Origin of the sequence: Hymenobacter piscis (assembly GCF_018760735.1) — a bacterium.
Lineage (GTDB): Bacteria > Bacteroidota > Bacteroidia > Cytophagales > Hymenobacteraceae > Hymenobacter > Hymenobacter piscis.
On sequence record NZ_JAHHZN010000021.1, the window covers coordinates 25,359 to 46,490 of the forward strand.

Consider the following 21,132-nt stretch of genomic DNA (forward strand, 5'->3'; position numbering starts at 1 on the left):
GGTCCTTCGCTCCGCTCAGGATGACAGCATAGTCACTCATTCCCCACTTCACTCATTCCCCGACTCACTCCACTACCAACTGCTGGGTGCCGCCGCTGCTTTGTACCGAGTAGAGGCCGGGCCTGAGGCCTTCCACCGAAAACGTGAACCGGGTCTGGGCGGCGGGGAAACGGGTGGTGCGCACGGTGCGGCCCAGGGCGTCGCGAACCAGGACGGTGGCACCCGCGGCGGCCGGGGCGGGCAGCTCCAGCGTGACGGTGCGGCGGGCCGGGTTGGGCCAGAGGCGTAGCCGGGCCGCGGCGTTGCTTTTGGTGGAGGTGGCCACGTAGGCCCGGTTTTCGAGCACCAGAATCCGGTCGTCGGGGGCGGCGGGGTTGCCGCGGCCGTCGCGGTTGCTGGTGCCCACGTAGAGGCGGCCCTGGGGCGAGATGCAGATGGAGCGCAGGCGGCCGAAGCCGGTGAGGTAGTCGGTGCGGGACGTTACGGCGTCGCCGGCGGCGTTCAGGGGCAGGTCGGTGAGGCGGGAGGCCTTGAGCGAGGTCAGCAGCAGGTGGTTCTGCCAGCCCGGAATGGCGGGGGAGGTATAGTAGGCGAGGCCCGCCACGGCCAGGGTGGGCGTCCAGGTGGTGAGGGGCTCACGCACGTTGTTCTGGGCGCAGAAGGCCGTTTCCGTGGTCTGGTCGCAGTAGCCTTCCACCGTGGGCCAACCGTAGTTGCGGCCGGCCTCGATGAGGTTGAGCTCGTCGTCGCTGCTGGCCCCGTGTTCCGAGCTGTAGATGCGGCCCGCGGGACCGAGCGCGAGGCCCTGGGGGTTGCGGTGGCCGAGCGTGTACACTAGGCTGCCGGGGACGGGGTTGTTGGCCGGCACGGTGCCATCGAGGTTGAGGCGCAGGATTTTGCCGTTCAGCGAGGCCGGGTTCTGGGCCTGGGGCCGCTGCTGGGCGTCGCCGGTGCTCATGAGCAGGGTGCGGTCGGGCAGCAGCAGCAGGCGGGAGCCGCTGTGGGTGCTGGTAGCCGGAATGTTGCCCAGCAGCACCAGGGGCGCACCCAGCGTGCCGTTGGCATAGGTCAGGCGCACGAGCTTTTCGAGGTAGGTGCCGTTGTCGGTGTAGTTGTAGACCACGTACACGTAGGGCGAGGTAGTAAACTCGGGGTGAAGCACCATGCCCAGCAGCCCGCCCTCGGAGGAAGTGGAAACGTCGGGTAGCGTAAGCAGCGGCGTTACGGCCCCCGTGGCGGGGTCCACGCGGCTGATGCGGCCGCCGCGCTCGGTCATCCAGATGAAGTTATCGGGCCCCCAGACCAGCTCCCAGGGCACGCTCAGGCCGGTCGTCAGGGCCGAAACCGTGACGGTGGTGCTGCCGACCGGGAAGGTGGCCAGGGCGGGCGGAGTCGTCTGGGCCCGGGTCAGGACCGGGCTGGCCAACAGGAAAGTGGCAGTCAGAAGAGCGTTCAGATGTTTCATAGTCAGGTGCTTAGAATGGAGAGGCAGTTCAGGAGCTAACGAAGCCCACCAGTTTTTGGATGGTGCCCCGCCGGATTTTGCCGCCGCCTGCCGTTCTTGGCACCTTACTTCCTGCCCTCTGACTTCGCGCCCGTCATGTTCACCGTCAGCCCCGACCCCGCCCGCCTTGATGTACCCCTGATTCACCGCTACCTCTCGCAGGAGTCGTACTGGGCCCGGGGCATTCCGCGCGAAACCGTGGACCGGGCCCTGGCCAACTCCCTCAACTTCGGCCTCTACGGCCCCGACGGCCGCCAGGCCGCCTTCGCCCGGGTCGTGACGGACTACGCCACCTTTGCCTGGCTCTGCGACGTGTTCGTGCTGCCCGAGTTTCAGGGCCGGGGCCTGGGCAAGCAGCTCATGCAGGCCGTTTTTGCCCACCCCGACCTCCAGGACCTGCGCCGCTTCCTGCTCGCCACCCTCGACGCCCACGGCCTCTACCGCCGTTTCGGCTTCCAGGACCTGGCCGCGCCGGATCGGTACCTGGAAATCAAGAAACTGAATCCGTACGGGGTGCCAACGGGGAATTAGAAAGTTAAGAAGTTGGGAAGTTAGAAAGTGAGCGAAGATGAGGCAAGAAGCTTTCGATTGACTCACCGCTACCGACTTTATCAGAGACGATATGCTCCCAGCGCATCCTTCTAACTTTCTAACTTAGAAACTTCCCAACTTTCTAACTCCGCATGCAAACCCACTGGAACGCCCTCGTAACGCCTCTGCTGCCCGATACCGCCCTCCGCGACGACACCTACCGGCAGCTCGAATCTGCCTACTCCGGCCCCGGCCGCCACTACCACAACCTGACCCACATCCGGGCTCTGCTCGATACGGTGGACCAGCACGCCGCCCTGGTCCACGACCGGGCGGTGGTGGAGCTGGCCATCTGGTTTCACGACGCGGTATATGATTACCGGTCGGCGGAAAACGAAATCCGCAGTGCCGCGCTGGCCCGGCAGTTTCTGGCCCGTACCACGCTCAGCCCCGAGCAGCAGGCGCGGGTGGCCTACCTTATCGAGTGTACGGCCCGCCACACCGCCCGCCACGCCCCGGCCCCCGATCTGGATTTCTTCCTCGATGCCGACCTGCAAATCCTGGGGGCGGCGGAAGCTGATTACGCTGAATACGCCCGGCAGATACGCCAGGAGTACCGCCTCATCCCCGGTTTTCTGTACCGCCGCGGCCGCCGCAAGGTGCTGGAGCAGCTGCTGAATACGCCCGTCCTCTACTGCACCCCGGAGTTTCGGGCGCGGCTGGATGCGGCGGCCCGCCGGAATCTGCGGTGGGAGTTGGCGGGGTTGTAGGGTGATGCACGCGCCTACCGGAGCTACTTACCGGGCAACAAATAGCTCGCTTGCATTTGGAACACGTTGTTGCGTGGTCCTTGCGGGGTAACTTGGGTAAAGTCATGAGCATAGCGCAGGCCCAACCCCAGCCCCATCGGCAGCCGGTAGCCAATGCCGGCGAGGGCACCTGCCGCCAGTCGGTTATGGGAGCTTACATCGGTGTAAGTGCCCGTGGGCCCCTCGTTCCGAACGGCCAGCAGGTAGCTGACTTGTGGGCCGAGTTCGAAGAACAGCCCGCCTGCCTTGATTCGGGCCAGCAACGGGACATCGAGATAATGGAGCCGGTCGGTATTACTGCCAGCATAAAAGGAGTCTTTCGCACCCTTAGCCGAGTAAAGTAGCTCAGGTTGAAACGCCAAAAAATCATCGGCCGACAAGGGAATCTGTGCGAACACGCCCGCCGCGGGGCCGAGCAGCCAGCCGGGGTCTTCAAGGTAGAAGGAGAGACGGCTGTAATTGAGGCCGCCCTTCAATCCGAGCCGGACGTTCTGGGCGTTGGCAGGTGCGGCCACGCCGAGGGCCAATAGCGCCAAGGTAGATAACAGGATAGTTTTCATAGGAGGGTTGATAGCGTGTTGAAGGAAGGAGTAATACCGGCTGACGCCCGGAAATCGAGCGATATTACAATCATCTTCCAGAAATGACAACCGGCCTGGATCTGCTGGCTTCGGCAACGTCGCGCGGCTAATCGTGTCTGTGAGATACTCCTTCCTCGCTTAGTAGATTTGTTGATGCCTGAAATCCGCCTTTTCGGCCTGCTGCTAATGGTAGCCGCCCCGACTTTTGCCCCAACCACTGCTGCCCAAGCCCAGCAGCTGGCCCCGCTCACCGTGGAGAAAATAATGCGCGACCCGGCCCAGTGGCTCGGCACCTCGCCCTCCAACATTTCCTGGGCCGCGGATGGCAAGGCCATCTACTTCAGCTGGAACCCCGAAAAGGCCCGCCGCGACTCGCTCTACCGCATCGGGCCCGGGGGCGGTGCGGCCCGCAAGGTGAGTCTGCGCGAGCAGCCCGGCCTGCCCGCCGCCGAGGGCGAGTACGACCGGCGCCACGCCCGCAAGCTCTACGAGAAGGCTGGCGACATCTACCTGCTCGACCTCAAAACCCAGCGCATCCGGCGCATCACGAACACGGCCGAGCAGGAAACCGACCCCCACTTCGCCCTCCTGGACCAAGCCATCAGCTACACCCGCGGCGGCAACCTGTTCACCTGGGACCCCGCCACCGGCGAAACGGTCCAGCGCACCGACTTCCGCAAGGGCAACCGCCCGGCTACGGGTGAGCCCACGGATAAAAGTGAGAAGTTTCTGAAAGCCCAGCAGCTGGCTTTGTTCGAGGTGCTGCGCGGCAAGGACCAGGATGCCCGCGCCCGGCAGCAGCAGCAGAAGGCTTTGGCCCGGCTGCGGCCCAAGGCCATCTGGCTGGGCACCCAAACGGTGCGCAATCTGCGCCTCGCCCCCGATGGCCGCTACGTGACCTACACCCTGACCCAGGAACCTTCGGCCGAGAAAGTGGCCCTGGTGCCCAACTTCGTCACGGCTTCGGGTTTCACCGAAGACATCAACACGCGCACCAAAGTGGGCGCGGCCCAGACCGCCTACCAGCTGGGCCTCTACGACGTGGGCCGCGACACCACCTTCGTGCTCGGGTATAAGGAATTGCAGGGCCTCGACGAGCAGCCAGCATACCGCCAGGAGTACCAGCTCAGGGCCCAGGCGCCCGCTCCGGCCGATTCGGCCAAGGCGGCTAAAATGGCCAAAACCGGCAAGCCGGCCACTGAGCAGCGTCGGGTGGTGCCGTTCGGCCCGTTCTGGTCGCCCGACGGGCAGCACGCCTTCCTCGTCATCCGCAGCACCGATAACAAGGACCGCTGGATTGTGAGCCTCGACCCGGCCACCCAGAAAATCAAGCTCCTGGACCGCCAGCACGACGATGCCTGGATTAACGGCCCCGGCATCGGCTACGACGAGGGCAACGTGGGCTGGCTGCCCGATTCGCGCCACCTCTGGTTCCAGAGTGAGGCCACCGGCTACTCCCACCTCTACACCTACGACATCAGCAGCGGCCAGAAAAAGGCCCTGACCAGCGGCTCGTTTGAAGTGCAGAAAACCCAGCTCAGCCAGGATGGCAAAACGTGGTACCTGCTGGCCAACAAAACCCACCCCGGCGAGCAGCACCTCTACCGCCTGCCGGTGGCGGGCGGCGCGCTCACCCAGCTTACCACCCAGCCCGGCGGCTACGACGAGGCCACCCTCTCGCCCGACGAGAAAACCTGGGCCCTGCGCTACAGCACCAGCAACACGCCCTGGGAGCTGTACACGATGGACAACAAGCCCGGCGCCAAGCTGCGCCGCCTTACCCACAGCACCACCCCCGAGTTTGAGAGCTACGCCTGGCGCCAGCCCGAGGTGATTGAGTACAAAGCCCGCGACGGGGCCGGCGTGTACTCCCGCCTCTACCGCCCCGCCAACCCGCAGGCCCAGGGGCCGGCCGTGGTGTTCGTGCACGGCGCGGGTTACCTCCAGAACGCCCACAAGTGGTGGAGCAGTTACTTCCGCGAGTACATGTTCCACAATCTGCTGGTCGACAAGGGCTACACGGTGCTCGACATCGACTACCGCGGCTCGGCCGGCTACGGCCGCGACGTGCGCACGGGCATCTACCGCTACATGGGCGGCAAGGACCTCACCGACCAGGTAGACGGCGCCAAGCTCCTGACCGAGAAATACGGCGTCAGCCCCCAACGAATTGGCATTTACGGCGGCAGCTACGGCGGCTTCATCACCCTGATGGCCATGTTCACCCAGCCCGACGTGTTCCAGGCCGGCGCCGCTCTGCGCTCCGTTACCGACTGGGCCCACTACAACCACGGCTACACCGACAACATCCTCAACGAGCCTTACAACGACTCCTTAGCCTACGCCCGGTCCTCGCCCATCAACTACGCCGCCGGCCTCAAAGGGCACCTGCTCATGTGCCACGGCATGGTCGATACCAACGTGCACTTTCAGGATATCGTGCGCCTGAGCCAGCGCCTGATCGAGCTCAAAAAGGAGAACTGGGAGCTGGCCGTCTACCCCGTCGAAAACCACGGCTTCGTGGAGCCTTCTTCCTGGACCGACGAATACCGCCGGATCCTGAAGCTGTTCGAGGAAAACCTGAAGCCGGCCGGCGCGGCCCCCGGCAGCACGGGCGGGCAGTAAGGCCCGGATTATTGTAGCGGGCTGCCAGCCTGACGCAGGCAAAGCCGCCTGAGGTCCGACGCCGTTTGCTCCGGGGCGTGGAAGTGAATTTCCTATGGCACCAGAGACGTGGCGCAGCGTAATTTCGGCCGTTCGTCAGCTTACCTCTAAAAATGCCCTCTTCAATCAGCCGCCTTCTCCGCTACACCTTGCTGATACTGGTGGCTACGGCTTCGTTCTGGTTTTCACCCGCCCCGCGCACTGACGGCGAGTACTGCGGCACCTACCTGCACCTGACGTCTTTTGCCGGCTTCACGGCCAATTGCGACGGGTTTGTGTACATGGAAGATGCCCGCCAGCCGGCCCGCCTGCTCGAGCCGCGTGAGGTCCGGCAGTCGCGGCCGTTGTTTATTCTGTTGGGCACGGCCGTGGGCTACCCGGTTACCTGGGCGGTACAGGGCCTGCAGCGCAGCGGCCTGCTCCCGGCTGGCCTGGTGCAGAAGCTGCCCGCCAAGTACCAGCCTTTGCTGGGATTTTACATCGGGTACGTTTTGCTGAACTACGCGGTGCTGCTGGCGGCGCTGCTGTTGTTTCGGCACCTGTACTACCGCCTCACGGCCGGGCAGGGAAGCCCCTGGGTACTGGCCGGCCTGCTGGTTGTGCTGGTGTCGAATCAGATTACCAAAGCCTTTTTCTGGACGGTGCACCAGCAGATGTTCACTTTCCTGGTGCCGCCACTGCTGCTCTGCACGGCACTGCAGCTGCGCAACTCGGCGCGGTGGCGGGCGCGGCTGCCGGGGCTGGCCGTATTGGGCGGGTTGCTGGCGCTGGTGTATGGCAGCTTCGTGCTGGCGCTGCCGGTCCTGCTGTACGGTGCCTGGCGGCCGCGGCCCCCACGCCTGCCGCTACGGCTGCTGGGGCTGGTCGTGTTATTCCTGCTGCCTACCCTCAGTTGGATTGCCCTGCTCCAGCTGCGCGGCGTCACGTACTACAACCACGAAGCCGTAGCCTACAACCAGCTGGTATGGCTACGCGCGGCCTGGCAGCAGCCCTTCCCGGAGTTTTTGGCGCTGGCGGGTGCCAATCTGCGGCAGTTTGCGGCTACGCTGCCCGCCATCGGGCTGTGGCTGGCGGTGGGCCTGGGAGCGGGATGGCGCTGGTACCAAACCGGATTGTCCGGCCCGGCCGGCCTTCCTGAACTGGTGGGTCTGCTGCTGCTGCAACTCGTGTTTCTGGCCGGTTTGGGCTACTACCAGGAGCGACTCACCTTCATGCTGGTGCCGCTGCTGTTGCTGCTGCTGGCGGGCGCGCTGGCCCGGCGGCCGCCGGGCCGCGTCGGAGTGGGGCTGCTGACTGCGGCGGCCCTGAGCTGGCACGTCTGGCAGGTTGTCAGCTACGGACCGTTTTCTTAGAGCAACTGTAGGGCCGCAAACCGGCTACAGCCGCTTGGTAAGCAGCAGGCCGCTGTAGGCGTGGCCGTTCACGTTCAGGCCCCGCACGGGCAGCAAACCCAGGCCCCGGCCGTTTTTCTTATGCAGCTGCGGAATCAGGATGCCCGAGGCGGCGCCCACCGCGTAGCCCACGATGTTATCGGAGAGGAAGTGCTTGCCGGCCCTGAGGCGGGTGTAGCCCTGCGCGGCCGGCACCAGGGCGGCGGCGGTCCAGATCAGGGGCTCGGCGGCGGTGCCGGGGTTGAAATCGTGGTAGACCTTGGCGGCGAAGAACGTGGCCGTGGCCGTGTGGGCCGTGTGGCCGGCGAAGAAGGAGTTGGTGGAAATCTTGCTGTTGCGGTCGCCTCCCCCTTCGGTACCGTACAGAAACGGCCGGTAGCGGGTCACGTTCCCAATGGTGAGGGTAAAGGTGGCGTCGGTGGCCAGCATGGTTTCGAGGTAGAGCGCCAGCACCTGCCCGTAGCTGCCGCGGATATCCTGGTTGAGGGCCAGCAGGGCCGGGGCCACCAGTAACGAGGGATACACAATCAGGTCGCCCGCTGTCTGGGCCGAGGTGCTGTAGTAGCCTGCCGAAAACCGGTCGAACTTGGGCACGTCGTTCTTGTTGAGGGCAGCCAGCTGGGCATCGGTCAGGCCGTCCTTCTGCTGCACCAGGTACAGGCCCGTGGCGCTGGCCAGGCCCAGACCCAGAATAACCGGTCCGTCCACGGCCAGGCGCGTCTGGTACGGGGAAGAAGTGCGCTGGGCGTGGGCCGCCGCCGGGTTCAGCAGTAGTAGCAGTGGCAGCAGGGGAGCTAAAAGTCGTTTCATGCGGGGAGGGAAGAGGCGAAAAATTGTTTGGGACCTCTAAACGAAACCGGGCGTTGCGGGTTGGAGGTAGGCGCAAACAAGCGGGTCGGTTTTGGCAAATGGCTTCGGCTAACTTCCGTAAAACTCGTAGCTTTGCGGCCCCACGCTGGCGCTCTGGCCGCACCGGGGCAGGGGCTGCCGGCCTCTCGCGTACTTCTACCTTTTCCTAGCTGATGCCCTACCTGTTCACTTCCGAATCTGTTTCGGAAGGCCACCCTGATAAAGTAGCCGACCAGATTTCCGACGCCATCCTCGACGAATATCTGCGCCAGGACCCCGCCGCAAAAGTGGCCTGCGAAACCCTGGTAACCACCGATTTTGCGCTGGTTGCCGGCGAAATAAAATCGACGGCCCACGTGGAGGCGGAGCCCATTATCCGGGAAGTGATTCGTCGCATCGGCTATAACAAGCCCGAATACCTGTTCAATGCCGATACGTGCGAGGTGATGAACCGCCTGCACGAGCAGTCGCCCGACATCAACCAGGGCGTGGTGCGGGCCACGGCCGAGGAGCAGGGCGCCGGCGACCAGGGCATGATGTTCGGGTACGCTACCAAGGAAACGGCCAACTACATGCCCCTGGCTCTCGACCTTTCGCACCGGTTGCTGCGCGAGCTGTCGGCCATTCGCAAGGCCGGGCAGGAAATGACCTACCTGCGCCCCGATGCCAAAAGCCAGGTCACCATCCGCTACGCCGACGACAACACGCCCGAGGCCATCGAAACCATCGTGGTCAGCACCCAGCACGATGAGTTTGCCGCCACGGAGGCCGAGATGCTGCGCCAGATCGACGAGGATATCCGCACCATTCTGGTGCCCCGCGTGAAGGCCCAGCTCGATGCCGACACCCAGGCCCTGTTCACCACCGACATTACCTACCACATCAACCCCACCGGCAAGTTCGTCATCGGGGGGCCCCACGGCGACTCGGGCCTGACCGGCCGCAAAATCATCGTGGACACCTACGGTGGCAAAGGAGCCCACGGCGGCGGCGCCTTCTCCGGCAAGGATTCGAGCAAGGTCGACCGCTCGGCCGCTTACGCGGCCCGTCATATCGCCAAAAACCTGGTAGCCGCCGGTGTGGCCGATCAGGTACTCGTGCAGGTGGCCTACGCTATTGGCGTAGCCCAGCCCGTGGGTGTGTTCGTGACCACCTATGGCACGACCAACGCCACTGGCCCGAACGGCGAGAAGCTCACCGACGGTCAGGTTGCCGAAAAGGTGCAGCGCCTCTTCGACCTGCGTCCGTATGCCATTGTGCAGCGTTTGGGCTTGCAGAACCCCATCTTTGCCGAGTCGGCCGCCTATGGCCATATGGGCCGCGAGGCGGGCTCCAAAACCGTTACCCTGCCCGACGGCAGCACCAAAACGGTGGAAACCTTTACCTGGGAAAAGCTCGACTACGTGGACCGCATCAAAGCCGAATTTGGCTTGTAGACTGCTTCCCGGCCGCTTGGCCCGAACGCAGAAAAAGCCCCGTCTGACAATTCAGACGGGGCTTTTTTATGGCTCAGCTACTGACTGAGAGCTCCTGGCTGGCAGCCAGCGATTTAGTGGTTTACGAGTTTCTCTTTGTGTTTTACCAGCTGACGGCGCATGCACTCGTAGGCGGCGTCGGTGGCCGACTCGAACGTGGGCGCATCTTCCTGGCAGAAGAGCGTAGCGCCCGGTACGAGCAGCTTCACTTCCACTGTTTTGTTGGCGATACCGTCCTTATTGTTCAGCTTCAGAATCACTTCGCCTTCCGTGACGCGGTCATAGAAGGTTTCAAGTTTGTCGAGGCGTTTCTGGATGAAATCGAGCAGTTTTTGGTCAGCATCAAAGTGTACCGAATGCGTCTGTACTTTCATCGACTGGGGGGTTAAGGGTAAAAAAAGAAACAACATCAGGCCTTGGGATGGGCCTTCTCAAAAACCGACCGGAGCTTGTCGATGCTCAGGTGGGTATATACCTGCGTGGCCGCCAGGTTGGCGTGGCCCAGCAGTTCTTTAATGGCGTTTAAATCAGCTCCTTTACTGAGCAGATGGGTGGCGAACGAGTGGCGCAGCACGTGAGGGTGCTGCTGGCCCGTGGCCGTGGTAATCTGGCTCAGATAGTGCTTTACGGTGCGGTAAACAAACTTTTCGTAGAGCGATTCTCCTTTATCCGTAACGAGCAGGGCGCTGCCGGCGTTGCTGCCGGCGCCAAATTCCTGGTGCTGGCGGGCTATATAGCGTTCGAGCACTGTTAGCAGGCTGGGGTTGAGCGGTACGATGCGCTGCTTGTTGCCCTTGCCTGTTACGCGTACCGTGCGGCCGGGCAGGCTCAGGTCGGCGTGCCGGATGCCGATCAGTTCCGAGAGGCGGATGCCGGTGCCATAAAGCAGCTCCAGAATGAGCTGGTCGCGGACACCGGCAAAGGTGTCGGGAAAGTCAAAGGAGTTGAGCAGGCCGTTAAGGGCTTCTTCCGGCACGAAATCGGGCAGTTTCTTCGCCACTTTGGGCGACGTGATGCGAAGCATCGGGTTTTTCCCGATCTGGCCGGTGCGCAGCAGATAGTTGTAGTAGGAGCGGAGGCAGGCAATTTTGCGGTTCACCGTGCGCGGGTCCCGCTGCTGCTGCATGAACTGCACTACCCAGGACCGGATCAGGGTGTGGTCGGCCCGGGCCGGTTCGGCCAGCTCGTAGGTAGTCTGCAGAAACTCGGCAAACTGGCGCAGATCAGTCTGGTACGATACCACGGTGTGGGGGCTATAGCGCCGTTCGAACCGCAGATAATCAAAAAATAACTCCATACTTCGGGGTCGGCCCTGGGGGCCGCATACCCAATGTAGGGAATTCAAGGCAGGAAAAAAACCAAAGTGTGCGCACGCGAAAAACCCACCCGATTCATTTCCTGAGGGAAATCGGGTGGGTTTTCGCTCGACCAAGGGCTATGCCGTGGGCGTCGGACTATTTCGGATCCGCGTCGGGACCGTAGGTCGCCAGCTTGTAGATAGCCTTCTGCTTCTGCTTGCGGTTGGTGATGGAGGGCTTCTGGAAGAAGGTGCGACGACGCAATTCTTTCAGAACGCCGGTGCGCTCGAATTTCTTCTTAAAGCGCTTGAGCGCACGGTCAACCGACTCGTTTTCTTTGATTTGTACGATGATCATATCAGCAGTGAACTTGAGAATGCAAACCTGTGAAGGGCCGCAAAGATAATCACATATTCTGCGGATTCAAAAGATAATCACAGATGGTGCAGATAAAAGTAATGCCGCAGATTCGTTTTGCTAAAAGAAACGCAATCAAATCTGCGGCGTCACTTTTATCTGCACCATCTGTGATTCTATTTGAGGATGGCGCGGGCAATCACGAGCTTCTGAATCTCGGAAGTGCCTTCGCCGATGGTGCAGAGTTTGGCGTCGCGGTAGTATTTCTCGGCGGGATAGTCCTTGGTGTAGCCGTAGCCCCCGAAAATCTGCACGCCTTCGTTGGCCACGCGCACGCTCACTTCGGAGGCGTACAGCTTGGCCATGGCCGACTCTAGGTTCACGTTCAGACCCCGGTCCTTCATGTCGGCCGCCCGGTACGTGAGCAGGGAAGCCGCTTCAATTTCGGTGGCCATATCGGCCAGCTTGAAGCTGATACCCTGGAAGTTGCTGATGGGCTGGTTGAACTGGTGGCGCTCCTTGGAGTACTGCAGCGCGGCCTCGTAGGCCCCCTGGGCAATACCCAGGCTCAGGGCCGCAATGCTGATGCGGCCGCCATCGAGCACCTTCAGCGCCTGCACAAAACCGTCGCCGACCTGGCCAATTACGTTCTCCTTGGGCACCCGGCAGTCGGTGAAGATGAGTTCGGTGGTTTCCGAAGCCCGCATGCCCAGTTTGTCCTCCTTGCGGCCCGCCTCAAAACCGGGGGTGCCGCGCTCAATGATAAAGGCCGTCATACCCCGCGAGTCGCCGACTTCGCCGGTCCGGGCAATAACGACGGCCACGTTGCCGGTTTTGCCGTGGGTAATGAAGTTCTTGGCGCCGTTGAGCACGTAGTGGTCGCCATCTTCCACGGCCACGGTGCGCATGTTGCCGGCATCGGAGCCGGTGTTGGGCTCCGTGAGGCCCCAGGCCCCGATCCACTCCCCGGAAGCCAGTTTGGGCAGGTACTTGTGCTTCTGCTCTTCGGAGGCGTGCTGCAGAATATGGCCCGTGCACAGGGAGTTGTGCGCAGCCATGCTCAGGCCAATGCTGCCATCAATTTTGGAGAGCTCAGCAATGGCCGTCACGTATTCTACGTACCCAAAGCCGGCCCCGCCGTACTCCTGGGGCACCAGCACACCCATCAGACCCAGTTCTCCCAGTTTGTGGAAGACGTCTTTCGGAAATTCCTGCGACTCATCCCACTGCATCATGTGGGGCTTGATGTGTTGGGCGCCGAAGTCGCGCACCATCTGGGCAATCATGGTCTGATTTTCAGTAGCTACCAGTTCCATAGGGGTGGGGGTGGGATTGGTGGGAATCAAGAAGGGGGCAGATTGGCGTAAAACGCCGCGGCCCGGATTTTGGGTCCGCGAAAGTACGATTTTAAGGCCGCACAAGCCAGTACAGGATTCCGGCTTACGCGGGATGTTATTTTGAAAGAGGCGGGTAATTCGGTTTCTTTGATGGTTTTTAGGCAAATACTGCCCTGTCCTACAGGCAAAATACGCCCCAATTTTCTACCTGAATCCGGTCTGGGCCGGTCTGCATGCATAAATTCCTCTCTCGCCGCCTCTTGTTTTTGTGGTTGCTGTGCGCCCCGGCCGCTCTGTTGTTGGGCTCCTGTGCCACTGCCCGGGTGCACCAGCAGAACATTTTGTTTCGTACGGACGGAGCTGGCCGTATCGATACAGCCAGATTGCGGGATGTAGTGAACCGTGCGGAGCGAAACTATATTATTCAGCCTAACGATTATCTGGAGGTGCGGCTCTACACCAACGAGGGCGAACGAATCCTGGACCCCAACGGTGAACTCTTCTTTGGTAACCGTACTGGAAATGCCGGTGGAGCCAGCACTATCCGTCAATCAGCAGGTATTGGTCGACAAGGCCAGCAAGGCCAGCAGCAAAATCAGCAGCAAAATCAGCAGGGGCAAGGAAATACAGTATTTCTGGTGCAGCACGACGGTATTGTACGGTTGCCGATGGTGAACTATCAGCGCCTAGCAGGCCTTACGCTGCTCCAGGCCGACAGCCTGCTGCAAACCAAGTATACCGAGTTCTACAAAGGTGTATTCGTGACGACGCGGGTGACCAATAACCGCATCGTAGTACTGGGGGCTCTTTCCGGTGGTTCCGGTCAGGTTATCCAGATGTTCAACGATAACATGACCTTGCTGGAGGTGCTGGCCAGTGCCGGTGGTATCGAAGGTGCCTTCGTCGGAACCAGTGGCACAGGCCGGGCCGGCCGGGCCGATAATATCCGCCTGATTCGGGGCAATTTGAAGAACCCTCAGGTTCAACTTATTGACCTGACCACCATTGACGGAATGCGGCGAGCCAATCTGCAGGTGGAACCCAACGATATTATATATGTTGAGCCTATCCGGCGGCCTTTCTACGAAGGTCTACAGGATATAACGCCTTTGTTCGGGCTCCTTGGGGGCATTGCGTCCGTGGTGAGTACTATTTATCTTGTTTCGCGCCTTTCGGGCGGCAACTAAGAATTTTTTCTCTGACAACTACCCGAATGGCGGCAAAGGAAGACGCAGAACTGGAAGAACTTATCCGCAGTGCCGGAGGAGAACCGGAAGAAGAAAGTGACGGGGGAGGACTGGATTTAACGACCCTACTAACAGTTGCCCGCCGCAGCCTGCCCTGGATGATAGTGCTGATGGTATTGGGAGTAACGGCGGCGTGGCTGTATTTGCGCTATACTCCTTCGGTTTATAAGTCTACTTCCACACTTAAGATTGATGAAAAGTCGGAGGCGGGCGTATTGGGTCTGGAAGGATTAGGAGGAGCAATTGAGCAAAAGCAGTCCATCAACAAACTCTCGGGAGAAATCGAGATAATTAAGTCGGATATCATCTATCGGCGCCTTAAAGATTCTTTGGATCTGGACGTTAATTACTACGTTCAGGGCACCGTGCTGGAAACTGAATTGTATGGTTTATCGCCCTTTGTGGTCGCCTATGAATCTAGTGATGGAAGTGTTTTCGATCAGAAGATAGCTCTGCGCTTCGTATCGCCTACGACTTTTGAACTGACCTTGCCAGAGGCATTAGGAGGAGCAGAACAGCAGCAGCTATTTGACCAGCCCTTCAATGCTGCGGGCTTCCGGTTTACCGTGCGGAAAACGGCTTTTTACAATGAGGCGGCACTCGACGGCCAGTATTCTTTTGTAGTCAACAGTAATAGCGCGCTGAATAACTATTTCAATACCAACCTGCTCATCGATATCGTGAATGCTGATGCCAACACCATCAGTATTTCGTTCACTGACCGCAACCCTGCCAAAGCCCGGGATATTGTGAATGCCATTGATTCCGTTTATCTGCAGGAAAAGCTGGAGAATAAGCGTGAGCAGGCGGCGCGCGCCATGCGCTACATCAGCGAGCAACTCGGCGACAACAACCAGAAGCTCAGCCGGGCGGAGGAAAATATGGGCAACTTCGTGAAGCGGGCCGGCACCTACGATGTCAAGGGGGACGTCGGGCAGATTACCACTGCGCTACAGGAACTCGAACAGGAGCGTGCTGTATTGCAGGAGCAGGTCACGATGATGAACGACCTGGCTCAACTGATTGAGCAGGAGAGACTAACGGATCGGGCGGATGGGGACGTGATGCAAAGCATTCCGGCCCTGGCCGAAGTGAAGGATGCCCAGTTAGTGGAACGCATTACACAACTGAGTGATGCGCAACTGGACTTGAAGCGCACTTTGCTTTCCTACCAGCCGGGGGCCACGCTGGCCGTACAGGCCAAGGAGCAAACCGTTGCTGATCTGAAAAGAATTGTGCGGCAACTACTGCGCAAAAACCAGCAGCTAATTATAGGGCAGGAGGCCAAGCTCCGCAGCAAGCGCGCGGAACTGGAAAACGAGCTCCGGCAGTTGCCTGATAAATACACTGAACAAACCCGGCTGCAACGTCCGCTCGAATTGTACGAAAAGTACAACCTCATGATGATGGAAAGGCAGATGGAGTTTGGCATATCCATGGCTGGGGCAACGGCTGACTTTCAGATTCTGTCACCCGCCAGCCCGGCTGTGCCTATTTCTCCTATAAAAACCATGGTTTATGCCATTGGTCTGGCAGTGGGCATATTACTGGGGCTGGGGCTTATTGCGGTGCGGTATCTTCTGCACAACACGGTAACCAACATCCGCGAGCTGGAACGGAACACGCATGCTTCGGTGCTGGGAGTCATTCCTACGTATGACAAGGAGAAAATGGCCGTGTCGAAACTGGTGGTGGACCGTAACCCCAAATCGGCCCTTTCCGAGGCTATTCGCTCCATCCGGACCAACCTGGAGTTTGTAGCTACCTCCAAGAAAAAACGGCTGATTTCCATCACTTCTACTATCAGCGGGGAAGGCAAAACCTTCGTCACTGTCAACTTGGCCGGTATTATTGCAGCTTCGGATCAACGGGTCGTGATTCTGGATCTGGACATGCGCAAGCCCAAAGTCAACCTGGCCTTTGATGCTGAAAATACGAAGGGCGTAAGTACAATCCTGATTGAGAAGCACACTTGGCAGGAATGCCTGCAGCATACCAGCATTCCGACCCTCGACTTTATTTCCGCCGGTCCGACGCCTCCTAACCCTTCGGAGCTGATCCTGAGTCCGAACTTCGATGAGCTGATTAGTCAGCTACATCAGCAGTACGATGTGGTGATGATTGATACGCCGCCGGTTGGTTTGGTGACGGATGGCATCCTGATCATGCGCAAAGCCGATGTGCCGATTTATATCGTGCGGGCCAACTACTCCAAAAAGTCGTTTCTGAAAAACGTCAACAAGCTCATGCGCACCAACGGCTTCACGAAGCTGACCACTATTCTGAATGATGCGCAGACCACGGGCGGTTACGGCTACGGGTATGGCTACGGATATGGCTACGGGTACGGACAGGGATACTACGACGAAGACACGACTCCCAAAGGGCTGTTCGGCCGGTTGCGGAAGCGCATCTCCTGATTCTGTCGGCTCTTTAGATGTCTTTTTTTCAGAAACTCTTCCAGCGGGACAAAGCCCCGGCAGTTCCGGCGTCGTTGGCGGCGTTGGGCACGGACATGCACTCCCACTTGCTGCCCGGCCTGGACGATGGGGCTGAAACCTTAGACCAATCGGTAGCGCTGGTGCGGCAATTGCAGGACCTGGGCTACCACAAGCTGATCATGACGCCCCACATTATGGGCGACTTCTACCGCAACACCCCCGAAGGCATCCGGGGGGCCCTGGCTGCCTTACGGCAAGCGGCCGCAACGGCCGGGATTACGGGAATGCAGCTGGAGTGCGCAGCGGAGTATTACCTGGATGAGAGCTTCGGGCAGCGCCTGGAGAACCAGCAGGAGTTGCTCACGTTTGGGGGCGAACAGCGGCTCGTGCTGGTTGAAACCTCTTACATCAACGAGCCCTTCAACCTGGCCGAAACCATCTTCAACCTGAAGGCGGCCGGGTACCAGCCGGTGCTGGCCCACCCCGAGCGCTACACGTATTTGTACGGCCGGTTTGAGGAACTTGTGCGCATCCGGCAGGAAGGCGTATTGCTGCAGGTCAATCTGAACTCGATAACCGGTTATTATTCGGCCGGGGCAAAACGGGTTGCGGAGAAACTCATTGACGGTGGATTGGTTGACCTGCTGGGCACGGACACCCACCACCTCAAACACCTGGATACCTTGCGCAACAAAGTGCTGGCCAGTCCTTACCTGGCAAAGGCTCTGGCCCTGCCACTACTGAATAATACGCTCTAGCAACTGCTTGCAGCCGCTCATCATCCCCAGTAGAGTCTGCGCAGCAGGAAGGAACGTGTTTGCTTGCGGGCAGGCTGCCACCCCAAGGGCCTGCGAAAACGAAAAGGCAACCTCGAAAAACGAAAGCATGATTCTCGTAACCGGCGGTAGTGGCTTAGTGGGGAGTTTTCTGATAGCCAGATTGCTGGGACGGGGCCTGCCTGTGCGGGCGCTCTATCGCACCACGATTCCGGCGGTTGCGGGTGCCGAGGCAGTCGAGTGGGTGGCCGGCGACATTCGGGATGCTCTGGCCGTAAGGGCGGCCCTGGAGGGCGTCACGCATGTATTTCACTGCGCCGGACTCGTCTCCTATGCTCCTCAGGACGAAGAGGAACTGCTGCGGGTGAACGTGGAAGGCACAGCCAATGTGGTAGATGCCTGCCTGGAGCGGGCAGGCGTTCGGTTGGGGTTTGTGTCGTCGGTGGCGGCGCTGGGGCAGATGCCGGCCGCGCCGGAGGAAACTGCGCAGCAACCGGTGGTGGATGAGCAGGCTAAGTGGGACCTGGGCGCCGAGCACAACGCCTACGCCACGTCGAAATACCTGGCGGAGCTGGAAGTGTGGCGCGGCGTAGCCGAAGGGCTGTCGGCGGTGATGGTGAATCCGTCGGTGATTCTGGGACCGGGCGACTGGCAGCGCAGCAGCACCCGCCTGTTGCGCTATGCCTACCAGGAGCACCGCTTCTACACGCCCACCACCATCAACCTGGTGGATGTGCGCGACGTGGTGGAGGCCTTGCTAGGGCTGACCCTGGATACCAATCGGAGCGGAGAACGGTACGTAGTCAGTGCGGGAAGTATGCCGCTGCGCGAACTGCTGACGCAGGCGGCGGCCGGCTTCGGCAAGCGCCCGCCCACGCTGGCCGTGCCCGGTTGGGCCGCCGAAACAATCTGGCGTTTGGAGCACGTGCGGGCGTTGCTCACGGGTGCCCGCCCGCTCATCACCAAAGACACCGCCCGGGCCGGCCGCCGGCCCCTGGAATACCGGGCTGATAAAATCCGGCAGGAATTGGGCCGGGAGTTCCGACCTTTGTCGGAAACCATCCGCTGGTGCTGCCAAGAGCTGGCGCAGGGCGAGCTAGGGAAATGAGAAGTTGATGCTGGGGGGCGCGAATGGGGCGGAATAGGCAGCCTGGGCCAACGGCTCCTGTCGGTCGGTACCCGCCGTTAACGCTGCCCGACCGTCAACTGCCCTTTTCACTAGCTTCCCATTTCACCTTAGGTGTGGTTGTTGTATATTATGGGCGGGGCGAATTCGATCCTGAAAACGCGCCCGTTCACCCACGAAGTCTGCCCTTTTGGCGGACTCGTGCTGATAGCAGAAGCATGAGAATGAACGAGAACTTTGAGGACCGGGAAGAAGTGCTGGCCACCGTGCGTCGATTTGAGGACATGGTAGCCAGCAACGCCCCCGTGTTTTTTGACCTGGCCGATTTTGAGAACATCATCGACCACTATACCACCAACACCCAGTACGATAAAGCCCTGCAGGCCTGCGAGGCGGCTATTGCGCAGTACCCGTTCAGCACGGAACTGCTCATCGACCGCTCGCAGGTGCTGGCCATGAAAGGCGAATACGCTGCCGCCAGCACCCAGATTGAGGATGTGGCTCACCTCGACCCCGACAACCCCGACGTGGCCGTGACGCGCGGCATCATTGCCACCCAAAAGGGGGAGTTTGCCGAGGCCGTGGCCTTCTTTCTGCAGGCCGTGGAGCGCACCGAAGACCGCGACGACATCTTCTTCAACCTCGGGCTGGCTTACCAGAGCTGGCAGAAGTTCAAGAGTGCGGCCAAGTACTACAAGCAAAGCCTGCGCCTGAACCCCGATAACGAGGTGGCCGTGCAGGAGCTGCTTTACTGCCTGGAGGTGAGCGAGCGGCTGGAAAGCAACCTGGAGTTCTTCCGCCGCTTCACCGACGAAGACCCGTATTCGGCCGTGGCCTGGTACAACCTGGGGCAGGCCCACTTCCGGGCCGGACAGTTTGATGACGCCATCCGGGCCTTTGATTACGCCATACTCATCGATGGCGAGTTCTACGACGCCCACGGCTACCTGGCCAGCACCTACGTGAGCCTGGAGCGCTACCGGGCGGCCATCAGCGAGTTTGAGCTGAGCCATCCGGCCGGTGAGCCCACGCCCGAGGCCCTGTGCAACATTGGTGAGTGCCACGAAAAGCTGGCCGAGTGGGACCTGGCCCGCCGCTTCTACCAGCGCGCCATAGACCTGAATCCTGAAATGGACGAGGCCTGGTTTGGCATTGGTGTGATCATGCAGGCCCAGGAAAAGTACTTTGAGGCCATCCACTTCTTCCGCAAGGCCGTGAGTCTTTACGCCGACAGTGTGGAGTACTGGTTGGCCCTGGCCGCCGCCGAGTACCAGATCGGCAACATCGTGTCGGCCATTGAGGCCTACGAAAAGGGCACCGAGGTCGGCCCCGAAAACAAGGACGGCTGGCTGAACTGGAGCATCCTGCTCTATGAGCAGGGCAACTTCGACGGGGCCATTGACCTGATGCGGAATGCGTTGGAAATCAGCCCGGCCGAGGCGGAGCTGCACTACCGCCTGTGCGCCTATCTGCTGGCGGCCGGGCGCTACCGCGAGGCCTACGCCTGCCTGGAAGGGGCTTTGCTGCTCGATTTCGACAAGCACCGCCTGTTGTTCGAGTATTTCCCCGAGCTGGAGTCGCAGCAGGCCCTGGCCCGGCTGATCAACCAGTACCGGAAGTAGGTTGGTGGGGTATCGGGGGCCGGGGAGCTGAGGGACTGGGTTGAAGTTCGCAAGGGAAGACCAATCCCCAGTACCCGGAATTCCGGTCTCTTAGTCCTCCGCTACCCCAACTCCCCGCAACCCCGGCAACCTAGTCCCCCGGACCCTCAGTCCCCGGGACCCCATCTTATAGAATTCGGGCGTACTTTTGAGCCGCCGCGCGCCCTGGGCGCGGCGGCTCAGTTTTTTTAGACTCTCAGTCCTCCGGACCTTCACACTACCATGAACTACTCCCTCAATCAACTTCCCGAGCGCACCGTCAAACCCCGCGAGCAGGGCTTCACCATGGTCATGGACAAGGGCCTGAGCGTGCGGGAAGCCGAAGACTTTCTGGAAGTAGGGGCCTCGTACACCGATATTGTGAAGCTGGGCTGGGCCACCTCCTACGTAAACCCCAACCTCAAGCGTAAGCTGGCCGTGTACAAGGAAGCCGGGATTCCGGTGTATTTCGGCGGGACGCTGTTTGAGGCCTTTATCATCCGCAACCAGTTCGAGGATTACCGCCGCCTGCTCGATACCTTCGGAATGGAATACGCCGAGGTATCGGACGGTTCCATCGACCTCAACCACGACAAAAAGCTCGAATTCATCCGGACCCTGTCGCAGGATGTGCAGGTGCTGAGCGAGGTGGGTTCCAAGGATGCGGAGAAGATTATTCCGCCCTACAAGTGGATTTCTCAGATGAAGACCGAGCTCGAAGCCGGCGCCACGAAAGTTATCGGCGAAGCCCGGGAAGCCGGCAATGTGGGCCTGTTCCGCAGCACCGGCGAGGTGCGCTCGGGGCTGGTGGAAGAAATTCTGACCCAGATTCCGTTCGAGAAAATCATCTGGGAAGCGCCCCAGAAAGCCCAGCAGGTGTGGTTTATCAAGCTGCTGGGAGCCAACGTGAACCTGGGCAACATTGCGCCCAACGAAATCATCAGCCTCGAAACCATCCGCCTGGGCCTGCGCGGCGACACGTTCACCGACTTCCTGGATATGGACGCCGTGGACGAGATGTTCCGCCCCGAGCCCAAAACCTCGGGCCGCCCCGGTACCTCCATGCCGCGGGGGTAAGGCCGCCGGCTCAGCAGGACCAGAAAGGA

The 21,132-nt window shown here is 60.7% G+C and carries 18 protein-coding genes; 11 read left to right on the forward strand and 7 right to left on the reverse strand.

Going from position 1 to position 21,132, the window contains the following annotated elements; genetic code table 11:
* Positions 1-64: 64 nt before the first annotated feature.
* Entirely contained in the window at positions 65-1,465 is a 1,401-nt protein-coding gene (locus tag KLP40_RS17470; protein ID WP_215595117.1) for a PQQ-dependent sugar dehydrogenase, read from the reverse strand.
* Between the two features lie 96 nt (positions 1,466-1,561).
* Between KLP40_RS17470 and KLP40_RS17475 the strand changes: the two genes are divergently transcribed.
* Together KLP40_RS17475 and KLP40_RS17480 are read left to right on the forward strand one after the other, a co-directional pair.
* Positions 1,562-2,035: a GNAT family N-acetyltransferase gene (locus KLP40_RS17475; RefSeq protein ID WP_317196789.1), complete on the forward strand. Its 474-nt coding sequence runs from the start codon at positions 1,562-1,564 to the stop codon at positions 2,033-2,035.
* 152 nt (positions 2,036-2,187) lie between these two features.
* Positions 2,188-2,805, forward strand: a complete 618-nt coding sequence (locus KLP40_RS17480) for an HD domain-containing protein (RefSeq protein WP_215595118.1) — start codon at positions 2,188-2,190, stop codon at positions 2,803-2,805.
* A 23-nt stretch (positions 2,806-2,828) separates the two neighbouring features.
* Here KLP40_RS17480 and KLP40_RS17485 read toward each other — a convergent pair whose 3' ends face one another.
* Positions 2,829-3,404: a porin family protein gene (locus KLP40_RS17485; protein ID WP_215595119.1), complete on the reverse strand. Its 576-nt coding sequence runs from the start codon at positions 3,402-3,404 to the stop codon at positions 2,829-2,831.
* Between the two features lie 174 nt (positions 3,405-3,578).
* On the opposite strand from KLP40_RS17485, the gene KLP40_RS17490 reads away from it, so the two are divergent.
* Together KLP40_RS17490 and KLP40_RS17495 are read left to right on the forward strand one after the other, a co-directional pair.
* The gene (locus KLP40_RS17490) at positions 3,579-6,050 is read left to right on the forward strand and encodes a S9 family peptidase (RefSeq protein ID WP_317196790.1); all 2,472 of its coding nucleotides are present in this window, start codon (positions 3,579-3,581) and stop codon (positions 6,048-6,050) included.
* Between the two features lie 152 nt (positions 6,051-6,202).
* Entirely contained in the window at positions 6,203-7,441 is a 1,239-nt protein-coding gene (locus KLP40_RS17495; RefSeq protein WP_215595120.1) for a hypothetical protein, read from the forward strand.
* Positions 7,442-7,465: 24 nt separating this feature from the next.
* On the opposite strand, the gene KLP40_RS17500 is transcribed toward KLP40_RS17495, so the two are convergent.
* Entirely contained in the window at positions 7,466-8,290 is an 825-nt protein-coding gene (locus KLP40_RS17500; protein WP_215595121.1) for a phosphatase PAP2 family protein, read from the reverse strand.
* A 212-nt stretch (positions 8,291-8,502) separates the two neighbouring features.
* Here KLP40_RS17500 and metK point away from each other — a divergent pair, with 212 nt between their 5' ends.
* Positions 8,503-9,765, forward strand: a complete 1,263-nt coding sequence (gene metK, locus KLP40_RS17505) for a methionine adenosyltransferase (RefSeq protein WP_215595122.1) — start codon at positions 8,503-8,505, stop codon at positions 9,763-9,765.
* Between the two features lie 113 nt (positions 9,766-9,878).
* Here metK and hpf read toward each other — a convergent pair whose 3' ends face one another.
* The 4 genes from hpf to KLP40_RS17525 form a co-directional block, all read right to left on the reverse strand.
* Positions 9,879-10,178, reverse strand: a complete 300-nt coding sequence (gene hpf / locus KLP40_RS17510; RefSeq protein ID WP_215595123.1) for a ribosome hibernation-promoting factor, HPF/YfiA family — start codon at positions 10,176-10,178, stop codon at positions 9,879-9,881.
* Between the two features lie 35 nt (positions 10,179-10,213).
* Positions 10,214-11,101, reverse strand: a complete 888-nt coding sequence (locus KLP40_RS17515) for a tyrosine-type recombinase/integrase (RefSeq protein ID WP_215595124.1) — start codon at positions 11,099-11,101, stop codon at positions 10,214-10,216.
* Positions 11,102-11,258: 157 nt separating this feature from the next.
* Positions 11,259-11,459: a 30S ribosomal protein S21 gene (gene rpsU / locus KLP40_RS17520; RefSeq protein ID WP_215595125.1), complete on the reverse strand. Its 201-nt coding sequence runs from the start codon at positions 11,457-11,459 to the stop codon at positions 11,259-11,261.
* A 176-nt stretch (positions 11,460-11,635) separates the two neighbouring features.
* Positions 11,636-12,775, reverse strand: a complete 1,140-nt coding sequence (locus tag KLP40_RS17525; protein ID WP_215595126.1) for an acyl-CoA dehydrogenase — start codon at positions 12,773-12,775, stop codon at positions 11,636-11,638.
* 254 nt (positions 12,776-13,029) lie between these two features.
* On the opposite strand from KLP40_RS17525, the gene KLP40_RS17530 reads away from it, so the two are divergent.
* From KLP40_RS17530 to KLP40_RS17555, 6 genes are all read left to right on the forward strand, one after another.
* Positions 13,030-13,983, forward strand: a complete 954-nt coding sequence (locus tag KLP40_RS17530; RefSeq protein WP_215595127.1) for a polysaccharide biosynthesis/export family protein — start codon at positions 13,030-13,032, stop codon at positions 13,981-13,983.
* Positions 13,984-14,009: 26 nt separating this feature from the next.
* Positions 14,010-16,463 (forward strand): GumC family protein, encoded by a 2,454-nt coding sequence (locus KLP40_RS17535; protein WP_215595128.1) that lies wholly within the window; start codon positions 14,010-14,012, stop codon positions 16,461-16,463.
* Positions 16,464-16,480: 17 nt separating this feature from the next.
* Complete coding sequence (locus KLP40_RS17540) at positions 16,481-17,242, forward strand: tyrosine-protein phosphatase (RefSeq protein ID WP_215595129.1); 762 nt, start codon at positions 16,481-16,483, stop codon at positions 17,240-17,242.
* Positions 17,243-17,369: 127 nt separating this feature from the next.
* Positions 17,370-18,368 carry an NAD-dependent epimerase/dehydratase family protein gene (locus KLP40_RS17545; protein WP_215595130.1) on the forward strand — a complete coding sequence of 333 codons (999 nt, stop codon included), beginning with the start codon at positions 17,370-17,372 and terminating at the stop codon, positions 18,366-18,368.
* Positions 18,369-18,610: 242 nt separating this feature from the next.
* Positions 18,611-20,008: a tetratricopeptide repeat protein gene (locus tag KLP40_RS17550; RefSeq protein WP_215595131.1), complete on the forward strand. Its 1,398-nt coding sequence runs from the start codon at positions 18,611-18,613 to the stop codon at positions 20,006-20,008.
* 261 nt (positions 20,009-20,269) lie between these two features.
* Positions 20,270-21,103 carry a phosphosulfolactate synthase gene (locus KLP40_RS17555; RefSeq protein ID WP_215595132.1) on the forward strand — a complete coding sequence of 278 codons (834 nt, stop codon included), beginning with the start codon at positions 20,270-20,272 and terminating at the stop codon, positions 21,101-21,103.
* Positions 21,104-21,132 lie beyond the last annotated feature (29 nt).